16 protein-coding genes are annotated in these 20707 nt (G+C 66.3%); 10 read left to right on the top strand and 6 right to left on the bottom strand.

Annotated features, from left to right (window positions below):
- On the top strand, positions 1–1711 hold a 1711-nt coding region (locus tag VL752_RS20630; RefSeq protein ID WP_325358251.1), incomplete at its 5' end, for a DNA translocase FtsK.
- On the opposite strand, the gene VL752_RS20625 is transcribed toward VL752_RS20630, so the two are convergent.
- The 3 genes from VL752_RS20625 to VL752_RS20615 all read right to left on the bottom strand — a co-directional run bounded on the left by VL752_RS20625 (position 1712) and on the right by VL752_RS20615 (position 6168).
- Positions 1712–2089, bottom strand: a complete 378-nt coding sequence (locus tag VL752_RS20625) for a response regulator (protein WP_325358249.1) — start codon at positions 2087–2089, stop codon at positions 1712–1714.
- 26 nt (positions 2090–2115) lie between these two features.
- Positions 2116–4188 carry an NAD(+) synthase gene (locus tag VL752_RS20620; RefSeq protein WP_325358247.1) on the bottom strand — a complete coding sequence of 691 codons (2073 nt, stop codon included), beginning with the start codon at positions 4186–4188 and terminating at the stop codon, positions 2116–2118.
- 108 nt (positions 4189–4296) lie between these two features.
- On the bottom strand, positions 4297–6168 hold the full coding sequence (locus VL752_RS20615; RefSeq protein WP_325358245.1) for an ABC-F family ATP-binding cassette domain-containing protein: 1872 nt from the start codon (positions 6166–6168) through the stop codon (positions 4297–4299).
- Positions 6169–6285: 117 nt separating this feature from the next.
- Here VL752_RS20615 and ndk point away from each other — a divergent pair, with 117 nt between their 5' ends.
- Positions 6286–6708 carry a nucleoside-diphosphate kinase gene (gene ndk, locus VL752_RS20610; protein ID WP_325358243.1) on the top strand — a complete coding sequence of 141 codons (423 nt, stop codon included), beginning with the start codon at positions 6286–6288 and terminating at the stop codon, positions 6706–6708.
- A 53-nt stretch (positions 6709–6761) separates the two neighbouring features.
- Here the strand turns inward: ndk and purN are convergent, their stop codons facing one another.
- Complete coding sequence (gene purN / locus VL752_RS20605; RefSeq protein ID WP_325358241.1) at positions 6762–7349, bottom strand: phosphoribosylglycinamide formyltransferase; 588 nt, start codon at positions 7347–7349, stop codon at positions 6762–6764.
- A gap of 1 nt (position 7350) precedes the next feature.
- A complete protein-coding gene (gene purM, locus VL752_RS20600) occupies positions 7351–8427 on the bottom strand; it encodes a phosphoribosylformylglycinamidine cyclo-ligase (RefSeq protein ID WP_325358239.1) in 1077 nt (358 codons plus the stop codon).
- A gap of 196 nt (positions 8428–8623) precedes the next feature.
- On the opposite strand from purM, the gene VL752_RS20595 reads away from it, so the two are divergent.
- Genes VL752_RS20595 through VL752_RS20575 form a run of 5 tightly spaced genes read left to right on the top strand, consistent with a single transcriptional unit; the run spans position 8624 to position 15708 of the window.
- Positions 8624–9745 (top strand): AI-2E family transporter, encoded by a 1122-nt coding sequence (locus VL752_RS20595; protein WP_325358237.1) that lies wholly within the window; start codon positions 8624–8626, stop codon positions 9743–9745.
- A 9-nt stretch (positions 9746–9754) separates the two neighbouring features.
- A complete protein-coding gene (locus tag VL752_RS20590) occupies positions 9755–10498 on the top strand; it encodes a chromosomal replication initiator DnaA (RefSeq protein ID WP_325358235.1) in 744 nt (247 codons plus the stop codon).
- A 9-nt stretch (positions 10499–10507) separates the two neighbouring features.
- Positions 10508–12742 (top strand): RNA degradosome polyphosphate kinase, encoded by a 2235-nt coding sequence (locus VL752_RS20585; RefSeq protein WP_408863196.1) that lies wholly within the window; start codon positions 10508–10510, stop codon positions 12740–12742.
- Positions 12739–14238: a Ppx/GppA family phosphatase gene (locus tag VL752_RS20580; protein WP_325358253.1), complete on the top strand. Its 1500-nt coding sequence runs from the start codon at positions 12739–12741 to the stop codon at positions 14236–14238. The genes VL752_RS20585 and VL752_RS20580 overlap by 4 nt, the downstream gene beginning before the upstream one ends.
- A gap of 24 nt (positions 14239–14262) precedes the next feature.
- Positions 14263–15708, top strand: coding sequence for an FAD-binding oxidoreductase (locus VL752_RS20575; protein ID WP_325358233.1), 1446 nt, complete (start codon positions 14263–14265; stop codon positions 15706–15708).
- 50 nt (positions 15709–15758) lie between these two features.
- On the opposite strand, the gene VL752_RS20570 is transcribed toward VL752_RS20575, so the two are convergent.
- Positions 15759–17009: a D-alanyl-D-alanine carboxypeptidase family protein gene (locus tag VL752_RS20570; protein WP_325358231.1), complete on the bottom strand. Its 1251-nt coding sequence runs from the start codon at positions 17007–17009 to the stop codon at positions 15759–15761.
- A gap of 307 nt (positions 17010–17316) precedes the next feature.
- On the opposite strand from VL752_RS20570, the gene VL752_RS20565 reads away from it, so the two are divergent.
- The 3 genes from VL752_RS20565 to clpA form a co-directional block, all read left to right on the top strand.
- Entirely contained in the window at positions 17317–17898 is a 582-nt protein-coding gene (locus VL752_RS20565; RefSeq protein ID WP_325358229.1) for a phasin family protein, read from the top strand.
- 350 nt (positions 17899–18248) lie between these two features.
- On the top strand, positions 18249–18581 hold the full coding sequence (gene clpS / locus VL752_RS20560; RefSeq protein WP_325358227.1) for an ATP-dependent Clp protease adapter ClpS: 333 nt from the start codon (positions 18249–18251) through the stop codon (positions 18579–18581).
- A gap of 173 nt (positions 18582–18754) precedes the next feature.
- Positions 18755–20707: ATP-dependent Clp protease ATP-binding subunit ClpA (gene clpA, locus VL752_RS20555; protein ID WP_325358225.1), on the top strand; the 1953-nt coding region annotated here is incomplete at its 3' end.

Below are 20707 nucleotides of genomic sequence, written 5' to 3'. Positions count from 1 at the left end.
CAACCTGCCGCCGATGGACCCGGACGAGGACCCGGAGGAGGCAGGCCTTCGCCGCGAGCCGATCATGAAGGCTGCGCGGACCGCGCAGGCCCCTGTCGCCGCGGCCAAGGCAGCGCCGGTCAGCCCCGCCGATACCCGCATTCGTGCGCGGGAGCGGAGCCGCGTTGCGCGCACTGAGCCCGCCGCCGAGCCCCCGTCCAATTGGCTGCTCCCCTCCATCGACCTGCTCAAGCAGCCGCCTGCGCAGCATGAGGTCGGCATTTCGCCCGAGGCCATGCAGGCCAACGCCCGGTTGCTGGAGACCGTGCTTTCCGATTACGGCGTGCAGGGCTCGATCGTGGAGATCCGTCCCGGCCCGGTCGTGACGCTCTATGAGCTGGAACCCGCGCCCGGCATCCGCTCCGCCCGCGTCATCGGCCTGGCAGACGATGTCGCCCGCAGCCTCTCCGTCACCGCGGTGCGCATCGCGACCGTGCCTGGCCGCAACGTCATCGGCATCGAGGTGCCGAACGCCAAGCGCGAGACGGTGTTCCTGCGCGAGCTGATGTCGGTCGAGGAATGGGGTAGTCACGCTGGCCGCCTGCCGCTGGCACTGGGCAAGGATATCGGCGGCTCGCCCGTCATCGTCGATCTCGCCCGCATGCCGCATCTCCTCGTCGCCGGCACCACAGGCTCGGGCAAATCCGTCGGCATCAATGCGATGATCCTGTCGTTGCTCTTCCGCCTTTCGCCGGAAGACTGCCGCCTTATCCTGATCGACCCGAAGATGCTTGAACTCTCCGTCTACGACGGCATTCCGCATCTCATGGCGCCGGTGGTGACGGAGCCCGCGAAGGCGGTGACGGCGCTGAAGTGGACCGTGCGCGAGATGGAGCGGCGCTACCGCGCCATGAGCCAGCTCTCGGTCCGCAATATCGGCGGCTATAACGAGCGCGTGGCGGAAGCCCGCGCCCGCGGCGAAGTGGTGACACGCCGCGTGCAGACCGGCTTCGATGCCGAGACCGGGCGCCCGATCTTCGAGGAACAGCCGCTCGCCCTGGAGCCGCTGCCCTTCCTCGTCGTCGTCATCGACGAAATGGCCGACCTCATGATGGTCGCCGGCAAGGAGATCGAGGCGGCGGTCCAGCGCCTCGCCCAGATGGCGCGTGCCGCCGGCATCCATGTCATCATGGCGACGCAGCGCCCCTCGGTGGATGTCATCACCGGCACCATCAAGGCGAACTTCCCAACCCGCATCAGCTTCCAGGTCATCAGCAAGTTCGACAGCCGCACCATCTTGGGCGAGCAGGGATCAGAACAGCTGCTCGGCCAGGGCGACATGCTCTACATGGCCGGCGGCGGCCGCATCACCCGCGTGCATGGTCCCTTCGTGACCGACCGGGAAGTGGAGGATGCCGTCGCCTTCCTGCGCGAACAGGGGGAGCCGAGCTATCTGGAAGAAGTGACGGAAGCGCAGGAGGAGCCGAGTGGCGGCATGGCTGCAATGCCCGGCGCCAGTGAAGGCGAGAAGGGCCTCTTCGACCAGGCGGTTTCCCTCGTCGCGCGCGAAGGCAAGGCCAGCACCAGCTTCATCCAGCGCCATCTGCAGATCGGCTACAATCGCGCCGCCCGCCTCATCGAGCAGATGGAGAAGGAAGGGATCGTGGGTCCGGCCAACCATGTCGGCAAGCGCGAAGTCCTGGTTCGTCGCACGAGCGACGACGACGAATAATCAGGCCTGCAACACCTCGAGCAGGACGCGCTCGAGATCGGCTGAGCGGAAAGGCTTCGTCAGGGAAGGCTTGCCGCGCCAACGTTCGTCGAACGCCGACTCGTCGTAGCCGGTGCTGAAGACGAAGGGCAGGCCGAGCCGGTCGAATTCGATTGCCACCACATCGCTGCGCTGGCCGGAGACATTGACGTCCAGAATGCCGACGTCGCAGCCCTGGGGGTTGCTGCCGAGAAAGGCGATTGCTTCCTTGCAATGCCCAAAAGGGCCGACCGGCGTGCAGCCGAATTCGGCCAGCACGTCCTCCAGAAGCATCGCGAGCAGCGCCTCGTCTTCGAGGACGAGAACGCGCAGGCCGGCGAGTCGATTTGGTGCGTCCATATTTGTCTTCGATCAGGTTGCGGGATCTATGACAAGTGTCCGGAAGCGGTAGATACTTCGTCCGGTACGCCAGTCTCCAGCTCCTGCAGCCAGGCTCTTGCGTTACCGTCCGAAGGCGCGCGCCAGTCCCCGCGCGGCGAGAGGCTGCCACCGGCGGAGACCTTCGGGCCGTTCGGCATGGCCGAGCGCTTGAACTGGCTGAAGGCGAAGAAGCGCTGCAGGAAAACGCGCATCCAGTGCTTGATTTCGGGAAGCGTGTAGGCTGGCCGGCGGTCCTCCGGATAGCCGGGCGGCCAGGGGCCGCGGGCGGCATCCTCCCAGGCCATCATCGCCAGAAAGGCGATCTTGGAGGGCCGGAAACCGTAGCGCAGCACGTGAAACAGGGTGAAATCCTGGAGTGCGTAGGGGCCGATCTTGGCCTCCGTGCTTTGCGGCCTCTCGCCCGGTTGTGCTGGCACCAGTTCAGGCGAGATTTCCGTGTTCAGGATGGCCGCGAGCACCGCGCCTACCTCGTCGGAAAACTGGCCGGTACCGATCACCCAGCGGATGAGATGCTGGATAAGGGTCTTCGGAATGCCGCCATTGACGTTGTAATGCGACATCTGGTCGCCGACGCCATAGGTGCACCAGCCCAGCGCCAGTTCCGAAAGGTCGCCGGTGCCGAGCACAATGGCGCCCTGATGGTTGGCCAGCCGAAACAGATAGTCCGTCCGCAGCCCCGCCTGTACATTCTCGAAGGTGATGTCGTAGACGGGCTCGCCCCGGCCGAAGGCATGGCCCATGTCGGACAGCATCTGCCGGGCGGCCGGGCGGATATCCAGCTCCTGCCAGGTCACGCCCAGGCTCTCCATCAGCCGGATGGCATTCGTCTTGGTCTCGTCGCTCGTGGCGAAGCCCGGCATCGTATAGGCCAGGATGTGGGAGCGGGGGATCTCCAGCCGGTCGGCGGCGCGCGCCGCCACGATCAGGGCATGGGTGGAATCGAGCCCGCCCGAGACGCCGATGACCATTTTGGGCATCCCGATGCCGCGCAGCCGCTGCATGAGGCCTGCGATCTGGATGCTGTAGCCCTCGTAGCAATCCTGGTGCAGCCGTGCGGGGTCCGCCGGCACGAAGGGGAAGCGGGCGAGCGGCCGCTTGAGGCCGAGATCCCCGGCAGGCGGGTCGAGTTTCAGGGTCACGCGCCGAAAGTCATCCGGCGCGAGGCCCAGGCTGCGGCCGTTGTCGTCGAAACTCCCCATGCGCAGCCGTTCCTGCCGCAGCCGGTCGAGATCGACATCGGCGATGGCGCGCTGCGCCCCGAGCGGGAAGCGCTCGGTCTCGGCCAGTGTTTCGCCCAGTTCGAAAATCGAGGCCTGGCCGTCCCAGGCCAGGTCGGTGGTCGATTCCCCGGCCCCGGCGGCGGCATAGAGATAGGCAGCGTTGCATCGCGCGGACTGGCTGATGGAAAGAAGCGTGCGCGTCTCCGCCTTACCGATGGTGATGTTGCTGGCCGAGAGATTGGCGAGGATGGTGGCGCCGGCGAGCGCGCCCTGCGCGCTTGGCGGCACCGGCACCCAGACATCCTCGCAGATCTCCACATGCAGCACGAAGCCGGGCAGATCCTCCGCTTCGAAAAGCAGATCGGGGCCGAAGGGGACCTCCGTGCCGCCGAGGCGGATCATCTGCCCTTCGGTGCCCATGCCGGAGGCGAAATGCCGCTTCTCATAGAATTCCCGGTAGTTCGGCAGATGCACCTTGGGCACGACGCCGAGGATCCGGCCGCGATGGATCGCGACCGCGGTATTGTAAAGCCGCGCGCCCTGGCGGAGCGGCGCTCCGACGAGCAGGATGGGGGTGAGACCGCGGCTTCCCTCGGCGATCGTTTCGAGCGCCGCCAACACGCCGTCCAGCAGCACGTCCTGCATCAGCAGATCGTCGATCGCGTAAGACGAGACGGAGAGTTCGGGAAAGACGCAAAGTGCCGCGCCCTGGGCGTGGCAGAGGCGGGCCTCGTCCAGGATGGCGCGTGCATTGCCGGCCGGATCAGCGGGGCTGCCGGCGATGGTGCAGGCGGCGACCCGGGCAAAGCCGTGGGCGTAGAGAGAGCGGAATTCCATGTCCCGACACTAGCAGAGGTCTGGCCCGGCCGTTAACTGGGGCAATGCTGCACAGCAACCGCGGTATGTTTGCTCTTTCAATGCATCGTCCCCGGGCGGGGACCGGGCCTAGCCTGCTTCTTCGAGCGCGCCAGAGGCTTCCAGCCAGGCTTCCTCAGCCGCCTCGATCTCGCGCGCGATGGCCGCGAGCTTCTGCTGTCCGCGCACGACTTCGGCCCCGCCATGCTTCTCGTAGAAGCCAGGATCGGCGAGCACCGCCTCGATCCGCTCGCGATCGGCGGTGAGTTTGGCGATCTTCTTCTCGGCTTCCTGGGCAATCCTGCGCAGGGGTGCGAGGGCGGCGCGCGCTTCGGCCCGCTCGCGCCTGTCATCTTGCCGGGTGGGCGCCGTCTCGGTCTTGCCCGGCCCGCTGCTCAGACCCGCTAAGCGCTGCCGGTAATCGTCCATGTCGCCGTCGAATGGCGCGGCGGTGCCCTCTGCCACCAACCACAGACGGTCGGCCACCAGTTCGACCAGATGCGGATCATGGGTGATGAGCAGAACCGCGCCGGTATAGTCGGCCAGCGCGCGGATCAGCGCCTCCTTGGCGTCGATATCCAGATGGTTCGTCGGCTCGTCGAGGATGAGCAGATGCGGCGCGTCGCGCGTGGCCAGGGCCAGCAGCAACCGTCCCTTCTCACCGCCGGAGAGTTCGGAAACCTTCGTGTCGGCGCGGTCGGCATCGAGGCCGAAACGGGCGAGTTGAGCACGCACCTGCGGCGGCAGGGCGCGCGGCAGGGCACGGGCCATGTGATCGACCGGCGTTTCGGACAGCACCAGCGCTTCCGCCTGATCCTGCGCGAAATAGCCGACCTTCAGGCCGGGTGCACGGCGGGCTTCGCCCGCCAAAGGTTCCATGGAGCCGGCGATGAGCTTGGCCAGCGTTGACTTGCCGTTGCCGTTGGCGCCCAGCAGCGCCACGCGATCATCGGTGTCGAGGCTGAGCGAGATGTTTTTCAGCACGGGCTTGCCGGCATAGCCGACCGAAACCCGATCCAGCGTCAGGATCGGCGGGGCGATACGGCTGGGCGCGGGGAAGGAGAAGCGCGTCGGCGCATCCTCGATCAGGTTCTCCACCGGCGGCAGGCGTTCCAGTGCCTTGAGCCGGCTCTGTGCCTGGCGGGCCTTGGTCGCCTTGGCGCGGAAACGGTCGACGAAGGCCTGGATGCGCTCGCGCTCGGCCGTCACCTTCTCGGCCATGCGCTTCTGCTGCGCGCTGCGTTCGGCCCGCAGTCTGAGGAATTCCGCGAAGCCGCCGGTGGTGAGCGTGATCTTGCCGCGATCGAGATGGGCGATGGCCTCGACCGAACGGTCAAGCAGGCCGCGGTCATGCGAGACGATGAGGGCCGCGCCCGGAAATTTGGCGAGCCAGCCTTCGAGCCAGAGCGAGGCTTCAAGGTCGAGATGGTTGGTCGGTTCGTCCAGCAGCAGGAGGTCCGGATTGCCGAAGAGGGCGGAGGCCAGCGCCACGCGCATGCGCCAGCCGCCTGAGAGCGCGCTCATCGGCCCGGACTGCTTTTCGAGTGAAAAGCCCAGGCCGCTGAGAATGGCGCCGGCCCGCGCCGGGGCACTGTCCGCTTCGATTGTCCGCAAACGGTCATGGATCTCTGCCAGGCGGGCGGGATCGGTGCCCAAAGCCTCGGCTTCGGCGAGGAGGGCCGTGCGTTCGCGGTCGGCCGCCAGCACGACCTCGACCGGCGTGGTGCTGCCGCCCGGCGCCTCCTGGGCGACCGCGCCCATCTTTGCGCGATTGGCGAGGCGGATTTCCCCGCCATCCGGCGCCAGATCGCCGGAAATGGCGCGCATGAGCGTCGATTTTCCGGCGCCGTTGCGGCCGATCAGGCCGATGCGTCGGCCTGGATCGACCGTGAGATCGGCATTCTCCAGCAGTGGGCGGCCCTTGATGGAGATCGAGAGATTGCGAATGGTCAGGAGGCTCATATCGGCTCATCTAGCGCCAAATGGCCGCGCAAGGAACGGCGCGGCTTGCAGCCCTCTGCCTTACCCTCTAAACGCCCGCGCACAGACTTTGCTTATCCAGAAAAGAAAGACAGTCCCATGGCTATCGAGCGCACCTTTTCCATCCTGAAGCCCGACGCGACCCGCCGAAACCTGACCGGCGCGATCAACAAGGTCTTCGAGGAGAATGGCCTTTCCATCGTCGCCCAGAAGCGCGTTCAGCTGACCCAGGCGCAGGCCGAGGGTTTCTACGCGGTGCATAAGGAGCGTTCGTTTTTCGGCGAGCTCGTGAGCTTCATGATCTCCGGCCCGGTCGTGCTTCAGGTGCTCCAGGGCGAGAACGCAATGGCCAAGAACCGCGAACTGATGGGCGCGACCGACCCGAAGAAGGCTGCCCCCGGCACCATCCGCGCCGAATTCGCCGAAAGCATCGAGGCCAATTCCGTGCATGGTTCGGATAGCCTCGAGAATGCGAAGACCGAAATTTCCTATTTCTTCGCCGAGACCGAAATCGTCGCCTGATCCGAGGCCGCTCGATTGACAGGAAACGGGGGCTGCGGCCCCCGTTTTTCGTTTCAGACCGGCAGCGAGAGCGCGAAGCGGGCCAGCGCTTCCGGATAGAGCCTGTGCTCCTCCACCAAGACGCGCGCGGCAAGCGCCTCCGGCGTATCGCCCGGCAGAACCGGAACCCGGGCCTGGGCGACGACCGGCCCCGCATCGAGATCCTCCGTCACCACATGTACGCTGCAGCCATGGTGGCCGACGCCGGCCTCGATCGCTCGCTCATGCGTGTGCAGGCCCTTGAAGTCCGGCAGCAGGCTGGGATGGATATTGAGCATCCGGCCAGCCCAGCGGCCGACGAGATAAGGGGTCAGCAGCCGCATATAGCCCGCGAGGCAGACGATCTCGACGCTCGCTTCGCGCAGTGCCGCGTCAATCTCCGCCTCATGGGCCGCGCGATCCCTTCCGAAGGGCCGGTGATCGATGGCGCGCGCGGGAATACCCGCGGCCGCCGCCGTCGCCAAGCCGCCGGCGTCGGGATTGTTCGAAAGAACGAGCACGATTTCGGCCGGGAAATCCGGCGCGGCCGCCGCCGCGATCAGAGATTCCATATTGGAACCACGCCCACTGATCAGGACGGCCGTGCGACGACGGGCGGCCATCTCAGGCGGGCCAGCCTGCCGGAATGCTGATGTCGGTGCGGGCCTCGCCCTCGGCCGCCTCGATCGCGCCGATGGTGAAGACCGTCTCGCCTTCCGCTTCCAAGATGGCCTGGGCCTCGGCCGCATGCGCGGCCGCGACGATCACCGCCATGCCGATCCCGCAGTTGAAGACGCGCAGCATCTCTTCCGGCGCGATGCCGCCCGCGCGCGCCAACCAGGGGAAGACGGCCGGCATGGTCCAGGATCCGGCATCAAGTCGTGCGAGCGTGCCTTCAGGCAAGGCGCGCGGAAGATTGCCGGGCAGGCCGCCGCCGGTGATATGAGCCGCCGCCTTGAGCAGGCCCTTCCGATGCAGGGCGAGCAGGGAGAGGACGTAGAGTTTCGTCGGCACCATCAGCACTTCGGCCAGCGTCCGGCCTTCGGCGAAGGGGCAAGCGCCGTCCAGGCTGGCGCCGGCAACCTCGGCCACCTTGCGGACGAGCGAAAAGCCGTTGGAATGCACGCCGGAACTGGCGAGGCCCAGCACTACGTCGCCGGGCGTCACATCACGCGGCAGCAGGTTTTCGCGCTCTGCGGCGCCTACCGTAAAGCCCGCGAGATCATAGTCGCCGGCTTGGTACATGCCCGGCATCTCGGCGGTCTCGCCACCCACCAGCGCGCAGCCGGAAAGGCGGCAGCCCTCGGCGATGCCCGCGATGACCCGCTTGGCGGAGGCCACGTCCAGGCTGCCGGTCGCGAAATAATCCAGGAAGAACAGCGGCTCCGCGCCCTGAACCACCAGATCGTTCACGCACATGGCGACAAGGTCGATGCCGACCGTATCGTGCAGCCCATGGTCGATGGCGATCTTGAGTTTCGTGCCCACGCCATCGGTCGAGGAAATCAGGACAGGGTCGCGGAAGCCGGCGGCCTTGAGGTCGAAGAGGGCGCCGAAACCACCCAGGCCGCCCATGACGCCCCGACGGTTGGTGGCTTTGGCCAGCGGCTTGATGGCATCGACCAGCGCATCTCCGGCTTCGATATCGACGCCGGCCTCCGCATAGGTCACCCCATTGCCGGGTTTTGCCGCTCTGGTCATTCAGGCCCTCGATGCGCTAGGCGTTAAGGCTCGGTCCAGGCCACGCAGGGTGGCTCTGCGCCCGAGCAATTCGGGAAGATCGTTTGGCGAGGCGCGGAAACAATCACAGCCGTCTTCGTGGCGCAACCGATGGCTCCGGCGCAAGCGCCATGCCCGCTGCGCCTGTCATGATTCCCGCCACGATTTCCGGGCGCCGATGACGGAATTCGGTCCCCCGCCATTGGGCCCTCTACCGCTTGGGCGGTCTAGCCGGGCGCAGCGCACGGCGCTCATCATCGGGGTCATCCTCGCGCTTTTTCTCTTCTTCTACCTCTTCTCCGCAATCCTGCTGCCTTTCGTCGCGGCAAGCGGCATCGCCTACTTCCTCGATCCTGTGGCCGTCCGCCTGAATCGCCTCGGCCTGCCGCGCTGGGCGGCCGCCGGGCTGCTCGTGCTCGGGATGCTCGCGGTCATGCTTGCCTTCGCGCTGCTGCTGTACCCGATCATCCTGTCCCAGATCGGCCTGCTGCTGCAGCGCGTGCCGGAATACGTGGTCAAGGTGCAGGCCTGGGCGAATGGCACGCTCTCCCATCTGCAGGAGCACCTCGGCGCCGATTTCGTGGACAACAAGCTGCGCGAGATCGTGGCGACCCATGCCGGCGCCATGATCCCCTATGCCGTCGGCGCGCTGAGCCGAGTGATCGGCAGCGGCTTCGCGATCGTCAATGCGATCACGCTCCTCGTCGTCACCCCCATCGTTGCCTTCTATCTGCTGCGCGACTGGCCGAAGCTCGTCGCCCGCGTCGAGGCCGTGCTGCCGCTGCGCTATGCTGATCTCATCCGCGCCCAGGTGCTGGAGGTGGACCGCATTCTCTCCGCCTGGCTGCGCGGGCAATTGCTCTGCTGCCTCATGCTGGCCGCCTTTTATGCCGTCGGGCTGACGGTCGTGGGGCTCGATCTCGGTATCATCGTGGGGCTCACGGCCGGGCTGCTCTCCTTTATCCCTTATGTCGGCACCATCACCGGGGCGGTCACCTCCATCGGTCTCGCTGTCGCGCAGTTCCCGACCTGGAGCGGCGTCCTCTGGGTCGCCGCGGTCTTCATGCTGGGCCAGATCCTGGAGGGCTACGTCATCTATCCCCGCCTTCTCGGCAATCGGGTGGAGCTGCACGACGTTCTGGTGATCTTCGCGCTCCTTGCAGGCGGCGCCGCTTTCGGCTTCTTAGGGGTCCTGCTGGCGGTGCCGGTCACGGCGGCACTGGGCGTTCTCGCCCGCTTCTGGCTTCGCCGCTACCTGCACAGCCCGCTTTATCTCGATCCGCCCTCGAGTGGCGAATAGGTTTCAGACATGACCGCCGAGGGCGACGGTTCCATCCGGCAGCTGGCCCTGCCCTTTGCCTATGTACCCCGCTTCCGGGTGGAGGATTTCATCGCCGCCTCCTCAAACGAGGAGGCGCGGGCCTGGCTCGGCCGCACCTCTGGCTGGCCGGCCGGCCGGCTCGCGATCTATGGCGAGGCCGGCTGCGGAAAGACCCATCTCCTGCAGCTCTGGTCCGAGCGCCATGGCGCCCTGCTGCTGGATGGGCCCTCGCTTCGCCGCCTACCGGAGATCGGCAGCGCGCCGACGATCGCGGTGGATGATGCCGACGCCGTGCCGGACGAGACGGCGCTCCTGCATCTCGTCAATCTCGCGGCCGAGATGCGTCGCCCGCTGCTGCTCGTCGGCCGCGCCGCCCCCGCCCGCTGGCGCGTGAAACTCCCCGATCTCGCGAGCCGCCTGCGGGCCATGACGGCGGTGGCCGTTCGCCCGGCGGAGGACCCGCTGCTGCGTGCACTGCTGGCGCGGCTGCTGTCGGAACGTCAGCTCGTTCTGGGCGAGAGCCTGCAGGACTGGCTGCTCGCCCGCCTGCCGCGCCATCCGGCGGCGCTCCGCGAGGCCGCGGCGCGGCTCGACCGGCAGGCGCTTGCCTCCGGCGGCCGGGTCACGCGGGCGATGGCGGCAGGGCTGGTTGCCGCCATCGGCGACGCCGGCTGTGAATTTTCTGATACTTCCGCCATCGAACCCTCCCCAAAAGAGGATGTGCTCATCTAGACTGGGGGGATGAGCGCAGCAGATACGATGACCGCATCGGCGGTGGGCCTTCGCGAATCGACCGTGTCCGAGGCCGAGAGCCCGGAAACCGCGGCCCAAACCATTGCCCATGATTCGCCGCAGCGCTTTATCAACCGGGAACTCTCCTGGCTCGACTTCAACCACCGCGTGGTGGAGGAGGCGGAAAACCGCCACCATCCGCTGCTGGAGCGGCTGCGCTTCATCTCCATCAGCGGCTCCAATCTGGACGAATTCTACTCCGTGCGCGTTGCCGGCCTGATCGGCCAGGCCAAGGCGGGGGTGCTCGCCACGTCGCCCGACGGGCTGACGCCCGCGCAGCAGCTCGCTCAGATCAATAGCCGCGCGCGGCGGCTGATCGCCGATCAGCAGCGCGCCTGGACCAAGGTGCGCGCGGAACTCGCCGCCGCGGGTCTTGTCGTCGCCGAGATCTCGTCACTGACCGAGGCCGATCGGGAATGGCTGGACGCCTTCTTCATGGACCGGATCTTCCCGGTGCTGACGCCGCTCGCCATCGACCCCGCGCATCCCTTTCCCTTTATCCCGAACATGGGCCTCGTCCTCGCCCTGCTTCTGGTCTCGAACCACGACCGGCACGTCATGCGGGCGCTGATCCCATTGCCGAGCCAGATCGAGCGTTTCATTCGCCTGCCGGCGGGTGAGCCCGGCGGCCCCATTCGCTTTGTTATGCTGGAAGAGGTCGTGGGCCTGTTCCTCGAACATCTCTTCCCCGGCTATGCGCGGGATGCGCATGGCCTCTTCCGCGTCATCCGGGACACGGATGTGGAGTTCGAGGATGAAGCGGCCGATCTCGTTCTCTCCTATGAAACCGCGCTGAAACGCCGCCGCCGCGGGGTCGCGATCAACCTCACGGTGCAAGCCTCGATGCCGGAGGAGCTGAAGCAGACGGTGCGGGATGCGGTGGCAGCCCCGGAGGAGGAGGTTTTCGAGGAGGCCGGTATCCTCGGCACCGTCGATCTCAAGCAACTGATCGTGGACGATCGGCCGGATTTGCTTTTCAGCCCCTATACGCCGCGCTTCCCCGAGCGCATCCGCGATTTCGGCGGCGATTGCTTTGCCGCCATCCGCGCCAAGGACATCCTCGTCCATCATCCCTTCGAGAGCTTCGACGTCGTGGTGCAGTTCCTGCGTCAGGCGGCAGGGGACCCGGCGGTCGTCGCGGTGAAGCAGACGCTCTACCGCACCAGCAAGGACAGCCCCATCGTCAAGGCGCTGATCGAGGCGGCCGAGGCCGGCAAGTCCGTCACCGCCATGGTGGAACTCCGGGCCCGCTTCGACGAGGAGGCGAATATCCGCCTCTCGCGTTCGCTTGAGGCGGCGGGCGTACAGGTCGTCTTTGGTTTCACCGAACTCAAGACGCATGCCAAGCTGTCGCTCGTGGTGCGGCGCGAGGGCGGCGGCGTGCGCTCCTACGCGCATTTCGGTACCGGCAACTACCATCCGATCACGGCACGGATTTACACCGATCTCAGCTTCTTCACCTGCGATCCGGGTCTCACGCGCGATGCTGCGCGCCTGTTCAACTTCATGACCGGCTACGCCAAGCCGGAGAAGATGGACGCCATCGCCTTCAGCCCGCTGACGACGCGCAAAACGCTCTCCCATCTCATCAAGGAGGAGATTGAGGCTGCGCGGGAAGGACGGCCCTCCGGCATCTGGCTGAAGGTCAATTCGCTCGTGGACGAGCGGATGATCGACCAGCTGTACGAAGCCTCCTGCGCCGGTGTTTCGGTCAAATGCGTGGTCCGCGGCATTTGCTGCCTGCGGCCGGGCGTCCCTGGCCTGTCCGAGAACATCCGGGTGAAGTCGATCGTCGGCCGATTCCTGGAGCATGCCCGCATCATCGCTTTCGCCAATGGCCATGCGCTGCCCAGCCGGCATGCCCATGTCTTCATCTCGAGTGCAGACTGGATGGCGCGCAATCTCGACATGCGGGTGGAGACGCTGGTGCCGATCCGCAACCCGACTGTGCATGCGCAGGTGCTGGACCAGATCATGGTCGTCGACCTCAAGGACAACATGCAATCCTGGGAACTCGAACCAGACATGAACTGGCGGCGCGTCCCAGGCGGCCGCAAGCCGATTTCTGCCCACAATTACTTCATGACCAATCCGTCCCTTTCGGGTCGCGGCTCTGCCCTTCACGGGCCGTCCCTGCTACAGCATGTCGGACGGAAGCCGCATGACAAAGGGACCGACCGCTGACCCTCCCACGCTGTGCCGTCGTCGATCTGGGCTCGAATTCAGTCCGGCTCGTCGTCTTCGAAGGTGAATCGCGTAATCCGGTCGCCATCTTCAACGAGAAGGCGGTGCTGCGGCTTGGCCGGGGCCTGCAGCAGACCGGACGGCTGAACGAGGACGGCGTGCAGCAGGCACTGACCGTCATGATCCGCTATCACGCGGTGGCGCGGGCCATGGGCGCCGATCCTTTCGAGGTTCTGGCGACGGCGGCAGTGCGCGATGCCGAGAATGGCGCCGAATTCGTGGCCGGGCTGAAGGCCCGCATGCCCGGTGTGCCGATCCGAATCCTGTCCGGCCGCGAAGAGGCGGAATTCTCCGCCGCTGGCGTGCTCTGCGGCATTCCCCAGGCCGAGGGTATCCTGCTCGACATCGGCGGCGGCTCGCTGGAGGCCGTGCGGCTCATCGCTGGCCGGGCCGTGCGCAGCGAGACGATGCGCCTGGGTGTCATCCGCCTCGCCGACCGCGCCGGCGGAGATTTGTTCCGGGCCCGCACCATCGTCGAGGAGGATACCGCGAAGGTTCCCTGGCTCGGTGACGGGGCGGGGCAGGACCTCTATCTCGTCGGCGGCGCCTTCCGGGCGCTCGCCCGCATCCACATGGCGCAGACGAGTTACCCGCTCAACATGCTCCACCACTACACGATCGAACGCGACGAGGCGCGGGACCTGGCCGGAGTCGTGGCCGGCGCCAGCCGCCGCGCGCTGGAGCGCCTACCTGGGCTGCCCCGCCGCCGCATCGAGGATCTGCCCTTCGCGGCCGTGGTGCTGCGGCGGTTGCTGCGGATCACGGGCGCGGCCCGCGTCGTCTTCAGCGCCAACGGGTTGCGCGAAGGCTGGCTCATGCATGTGATGCCGCCCTCCGTGCGTGCAGACGAGCCGGTGACGGCGGCAGCGCGCGACATGGCGATGGTCTTCAGCCGTGATCCCAGCCTGCCGCCGGCACTGATGACCTGGACCGCGCGGCTAGAGCCGCGGGAGACGCCGGACCAGAGGTTGCTGCGTGAGGCGGCCTGCTGGTTCTCGGACATCGCGAGCCATGATCACCCGGAATATCGTGCCGAGCAGGGGTTTCTGCGCGTTTTGCGGCAGCCCGCCACCGGGATAGACCACCACGCCCGCGCCTTTCTGGCGCTTGCGATTGCCATGCGCTACGAGGCCGAGCCGGACGCGCCCTTTCTGGCGCCCGCGCGCATGCTGCTCGACATGGCCTCCGTTCAACGGGCGGAGTCCTTAGGGGCGGCCCTGCAGCTCGCCTACACCCTTTCAGGTGGCACGCCGCAACTCCTGGCCAATACTGCGCTGACCGTCTCGGGCGAGCGGCTGGTGCTGGATCTGAAGGAGAATTCAGGCGTCTTTGCGGGCGACAGCGTCATTCGCCGGCTCGGTCGCCTGGCGGCAGCGCTAGGTCTCGAGCCCTTTACGGGCGATCAGCGGCTGGGTGGTGCACAGCAGCCGGACTGAGAGAGAAGGGGCGGGGAGAGAGGCATGACGGACGCCCTCCTGCAGCAATTGGCGGCGCGCCTCGGCCCGGGCGGCCTCGTCACCGATGCCGGTGACATGGCGGGCTACGCAACTGATTGGCGACGCCTCTACCAGGGCCGCCCGCGGGCTGTCCTCCGTCCGGGTTCGACGGCGGAAGTGGCGCAAGCGGTGCGCCTGTGCGCGCAGGCTGGCGTGCCCATCGTGCCGCAGGGCGGCAATACCTCCATGGTCGGCGGCGCGACGCCGGCAGGCGACGGGACCGCCGCAATCCTCAGCCTGGAACGGATGCGGGGCCTCAGGGCAATCGATCCGGTCGAGATGACCATGACAGTCGAGGCCGGGGTCACCCTCGCGGCGGCCCAGGCCATGGCGGCGGAGGCGGGCATGCTGCTGCCGCTCTCGATCAGCTCGGAGGGCAGCGCCCAGATCGGTGGCGTGCTTGCCACCAACGCTGGCGGCAACAATACCCTGCGCTTCGGCAATGCGCGGGATCTGGTGCTCGGGCTTGAGGTCGTGCTGGCGGACGGGCAGGTCTGGGACGGACTGCGGCGTCTCCACAAGGACAATACCGGCTATTCGCTCCGCCAGCTCTTCGTGGGTTCGGAGGGGACCCTCGGCATCATCACCGCCGCCGTGCTGCGCCTGCAGCCCGGCGTGTCGGCCCGGGCCTCGGCCTTCTGCGCGCTGCCCTCGGTTGACCATGCGCTGGCGCTTCTCGCGCGTCTCCGCAGGCGGGATGCGGGCGCGCTCTATGCCTTCGAATATATGAGCGGCGCCTCGGTGGATCTCGTGCTGCACCATGTCGCGGGCACGGTCCTGCCGGTGGAGCCCGCGCTTCACTACGTTCTCATCGACTACGCCTCGACCGGCCGGGAGGAGGCGCGGCGGCTGCTCGAGGAAACACTTGAGGAGGTGCTGGGAGAGGCGTTGGAATCAGGTGATCTCTTGGATGCCGCCCTGTCCCAGAACGAGGCACAGCGGGCGGCGTTCTGGCGGCTGCGGGAGGAGCATGCGGAGGCGCAAAAGCGCGCCGGCGCCTCGGTCAAGAACGACATCTCGGTACCGCTCACCGCCTTGCCCGAGTGTCTCGCGGCGGCTTCGGAAGCCTGCGCGGCCGTGGTGCCCGGCCTTTGCATCGCGCCCTTCGGCCACCTGGGCGACGGCAATATCCATTTCAATCTCGTCCAGCCCGAGGGGATGGAGGGGGCCGCCTTCCTGGCCCGGTCCGAGGAATTGATGGCGGCGGTCAATGCCGTGGTGCAGCGGCTCGGCGGCAGCTTCTCGGCCGAGCACGGCGTGGGCCGGCTCAAGACCGGGCTGATGGAGAGCTGGCGTGGCGGGGTGGAACTCGCGCTCATGCGCCGCGTCAAGGCGGCGCTCGATCCGCAGGGGATCTTCAACCCGGGCGTGATCTTTCCGCCCGGCCAGGGTCTGACCGGTTCAGATTAAATCGCGGGAGCGATTCATCTGTCCCAATCTCCCGCCGACGGGCGGAATGCTCAGCGCTCGGCGATCTCGCGGTTGCGCCGGCCGGCCCCCGGGCGCACGGCGACGCAGGTGCGTCCGTAATGGTTCATGGCGGAGCAGGTCGCGTGGGCATGGTTCTCGCTGACCGCGGCCACCCAGGCATGCCAAGCCGGGTGACGGGACTTGGTGCGGAGTGTCACGAGATGGACGACACCGCCCTGCGCCTCGCGGCGGGCGATGCGCAGCGCGGTATAGGCCGCGCTTTTGCTGGAGTAGTTGCCGAGATCGAGGTTCCAATCGGCGCGGCCGAGCGAGGCATTGGAGGCGATCTGCCGCCGGGCCTGGGCAACGGTCGGATCGCTCGCCGGCACAACAGGCGTCGCCTCGGCCTGTGCCTGGCGAGCGGCCGTCGCGGCATTGACCATGGCGATGCGGGCATTGCCGCCCAACTCGTCGGCGAAGCCCTGATCCAGCATCATCGCCATCTGATGGTCGCGATAGCTGTTGGAGGGGGCGGCCATGACGACGCCAATCAGGCGCACACCGCCACGCACCGCGCTGGTGACGAGGTTATGGCCGGCGGCGTTGGTATAGCCGGTCTTCATCCCGTCCGCTCCGGGATAGGATTTCAGCAGATGGTCGTGGTTGTTGATGAGCCGGCCGTGGAAGACGAAGCTCGGCGTCGAGAAGTAGTGGTAGTCTTCGGGGAAGTCCTCAACCAGGCGGCGGGCGAGGATGGCGAGGTCGTGTGCGGTCGTGACCTGGGCGGGGTCGGGCAAGCCGGAGGCATTGTGGAAGACCGTATGGGTCATGCCGAGGCTATGGGCCTTCAGCGTCATCAGTGCGCCGAAACGGGTCTCGTCGCCGCCGGCCAGGAATTCCCCGGCGATGGTAGCCGCGTCATTGGCGGAGAGGGTGACCATGCCCAGGATGGCTTCCTGGACGGTGATGCGCGAGCCGGGCCGGGCGCCGAGCTTCACAGGCTCGACGGAGGCGGCGTGCACGGAGACCGGCATCATCTCGTTGAGCGTGATGCGATTGTCGCGCAGCGCCTCGAACAGCAGATAAAGCGTCATCAGCTTGGTGAGGCTGGCCGGATAGCGTGGCGCATTGGCATTCTGGGAATAGAGCGTCTGGCCGGTCTTGGCGTCGATCATGACCGCGCTCATCGGCGGCAGAGCGGCTCGGCTCGGCTTCGGAGCGAGGGCCAGGATAGCAAGAGCACAGAGCGCAACCGCGATTTTCGTCAGGCGTGCTCCCAAAATCCCGTGCTCTCGAGCCATCCGATCATCCCGCCGCTGTCGATCCGGCACCGCCACCGCTCGGCGCCTCGACCTGCTTTGGCGCAAGTCTGTCGGAATTGCAATTACTTAGGCAGGGAATTTCATGTGTTGCGAGATCACGATCGAGATTGCGTGAGATTTTGGTCCGAAAGGCGACGGTTGTGCACTGCACAATAACACTTGAACTGCCCGACTCACCGGCGTAAAGACATATTGCTGCATCGCAACACAAAGCGATCAGGTCTTCGGCCCGGACCGCTGTGGCGGATTGGCGGGCCGTTGGCCCATGACGAAGGGAACTGATGCCATGGCGAGAGCGAGAACAGTCGCGGGAGGCCAAGCGGCGGCGAATGCCGCGCCGGCAGCCGAGGCGACGGTGAGCAAAATGCAGGCCGCGACGTCCGAGGCCGCGGAAGAGATGAAGGAGGCCGCCGTGAGTGTGGCCGACGAGGTCGTCGAAGCGGCCGGGACTCAGGTGACGAAGGCGGCCTCGGGGATCGAGGCGTCGCAGCTGCAAATCAATGAAGGGATTACCAAGACGATGAAGACCGCGGAAGAAGTTGTGGCGTTCAGCCAGGGCAATGTCGAAGCGCTGATCAAGTCGGGCCAGATCTGGTCCGCCGGTATGCAGGATCTGTCGAAGCAGATGGCTTCCTCGATGCAGGCTTCCTATGAGGAGGCCATGGCGGCCTTCAAGGCGATGACCTCGGTCAAGTCGCTCAAGGAAGCGGTCGATCTGCAGGTCGGCTTCGCGCGCTCCGCCGTGGAGAAGAGCATGACCGAGTCCAGCAAATACACGGACGCGTCCATCAAGTTGGCCGAGCAGGCGATTGCGCCGATCTCGAGCCGCATGACGATGGCCGTCGAGAAGTTCAGCAAGACCGCCTGATCGGGTCTAGCCGATCGCTTTGTGCGAGGAAGGGCCCGGGCGGCATGCCCGGGCCCTTTTCGTTTGGACATCGCCCTGGCCGCAGCATCGGCGCGTGCGGACCTGACCTGAGCCATGCGCATTGCATGCGCGGGCTGCAGCGAGACGCCTTCACAAGCGCCCTCTAAAACCAATCTACTCTTTTCCGGAAGCGCCGCTTGCTTCTATGGTTTTGTGTGAACCTGCTCTGACCGGCTGCCGGTGCGGGGCGCGGGCGCCAGGGCAGTGGCGTCCAACGCGGCGGCGATCGCGGCGTTCGGGGCGGCGGTGTTAACGTTCTTGTTCTTCAGATGGGGTTAGACGGTAGCGCGATGAGCGATAGCGACAGGCGCAATGGTGGGCGGGACGGACCCGGAACGGGGGTCGTGGTCAAGACCAGGACCAAGACCCGCAAGCCTGCGATGTACAAAGTACTGATGCTGAACGATGACTACACGCCCATGGAATTCGTGGTCCATGTGCTGGAACGGTTCTTTCAGAAATCCCGCGACGAGGCGACGCGCATCATGCTGCACGTCCATCGCCGCGGGGTCGGCGTCTGCGGCGTTTTCACTTACGAGGTCGCCGAGACGAAAGTGACGCAGGTGATGGATCTGGCACGTCAAAATCAGCATCCTCTCCAATGCACCATAGAAAAAGAGTGACCCTGAGCAAAAGTTAATGCCCCGGCACATAATCTTGGTGCAGGATATCCCGTCGACTGGTTCGCCAAGTTCGCAAGCTAGACCGACGCATAGATGACAGGCATTCGCTGGCTCCAGCAGGACTGCCCGATCAGCGGTCGGTAGCCAGCGACGAGTAACAAAGGAGCGTCGGCATGTTGTCCCGTAACCTCGAGCAGACTCTCCACCGTGCGCTTTCCCTCGCCAGTGAGCGCAAGCACGAATACGCCACCCTCGAGCATCTGCTCCTCGGCCTGACCGAGGATAGCGACGCGGCGACGGTGCTCCGCGCCTGCGGCGTCGATCTCGACAAGCTGCGCGGCGATCTTACCGAATTCCTCGACAAGGATCTGGCCGGCCTCGCCACCGACCGGCCAGGCGACCCGAAACCCACCGCCGGTTTCCAGCGTGTCGTCCAGCGCGCGGCTATCCATGTCCAGTCCTCCGGCCGGGACGAGGTGACGGGCGCCAATGTCCTCGTCGCTCTCTTCAGCGAGCGCGAGAGCCACGCCGTCTACTTCCTGCAGCTGCAGGACATGACGCGGCTCGACGCGGTCAACTTCATCAGCCACGGCATCGCCAAGTCCCCGGGCAAAAGCGCGCCCCGGCAGGAGAAGGCCTCCGCCGCCGAAAACCCGGATCAGGAAGAGAAGAGCAGCCGCCGCAGCCAGGACGCGCTTTCCAACTACTGCGTCAACCTCAACAAGAAGGCGCAGACCGGCAAGATCGACCCGCTCATCGGCCGCGAGGCGGAGATCGAGCGCACGATCCAGATCCTCTGCCGCCGCACCAAGAACAATCCGCTCTATGTCGGCGACCCCGGCGTCGGCAAGACCGCCATCGCCGAGGGCCTGGCCAAGCGCATTGTCGAAGGCGACGTGCCGGAAGTGCTCGCCAAGTCCACGATCTTCTCGCTCGACATGGGTGCGCTGCTCGCCGGCACACGCTACCGGGGTGATTTCGAGGAGCGGCTGAAAGCCGTCGTCACCGAACTCGAGAACCAGCCCGGCGCGGTACTCTTTATCGACGAGATCCACACCGTGATCGGTGCGGGTGCCACCAGCGGCGGCGCGATGGACGCCTCCAACCTGCTCAAGCCCGCGCTCGCCGCCGGCACGCTGCGCTGCATCGGCAGCACGACCTACAAGGAGTTCCGCAACTACTTCGAGAAAGACCGTGCGCTGGTGCGGCGCTTCCAGAAGATCGACGTGCCGGAACCCTCGTCCGATGATGCGGTGCGCATCCTGCGCGGCCTCAAGACCGTGTACGAGAAGCACCACAAGGTCCGCTACACGGATGAGGCAATCCGCGCCGCCGTCGATCTTTCGGCGAAATACATCCATGACCGCAAGCTGCCGGACAAGGCGATCGACGTGATCGATGAATCCGGTGCGGCGCAGATGCTGGTGGCGGAGAGCAAGCGCAAGAAGACGATCGGCATCAAGGAAATCGAAACGACGATCGCGACGATGGCGCGGATTCCGCCCAAGAGCGTCTCCAAGGATGACGCCGAAGTGCTCAAGCACCTCGAGCAGACCTTGAAGCGCGTGGTGTTCGGCCAGGACAAGGCGATCGAGTCGCTGTCGGCCTCGATCAAGCTGGCGCGTGCTGGCCTTCGCGAGCCGGAGAAGCCGATCGGCTGCTACCTGTTCTCAGGTCCCACCGGCGTCGGCAAGACCGAGGTGGCGAAGCAAGTCGCGGCGAGCCTCGGCGTGCACCTGACCCGTTTCGACATGTCGGAGTACATGGAGCGTCACACCGTCTCGCGGCTGATCGGCGCGCCGCCGGGCTACGTCGGCTTCGACCAGGGCGGGCTGTTGACCGACGGCGTCGATCAGCACCCGCATTGCGTGCTTCTGCTCGACGAAGTCGAAAAGGCCCATCCCGACCTGTTCAACGTCTTGCTGCAGATCATGGATCACGGCCGGCTCACCGATCACAACGGCAAGCAGGTCAACTTCCGCAACGTCATCCTGATCATGACGACGAATGCCGGTGCGTCCGATCTGGCGCGTCAGGCTTTCGGCTTCACCCGCAGCAAGCGCGAAGGCGACGATATGGAGGCGATCAACCGGCTGTTTGCGCCGGAGTTCCGCAACCGCCTCGAC

The sequence above is a fragment of the Acidisoma sp. genome, assembly GCF_035492295.1.
GTDB lineage: Bacteria > Pseudomonadota > Alphaproteobacteria > Acetobacterales > Acetobacteraceae > Acidisoma.
Note: the sequence above shows the minus strand (reverse complement) of the source record. Positions and strands in the feature narration are given on the sequence as shown.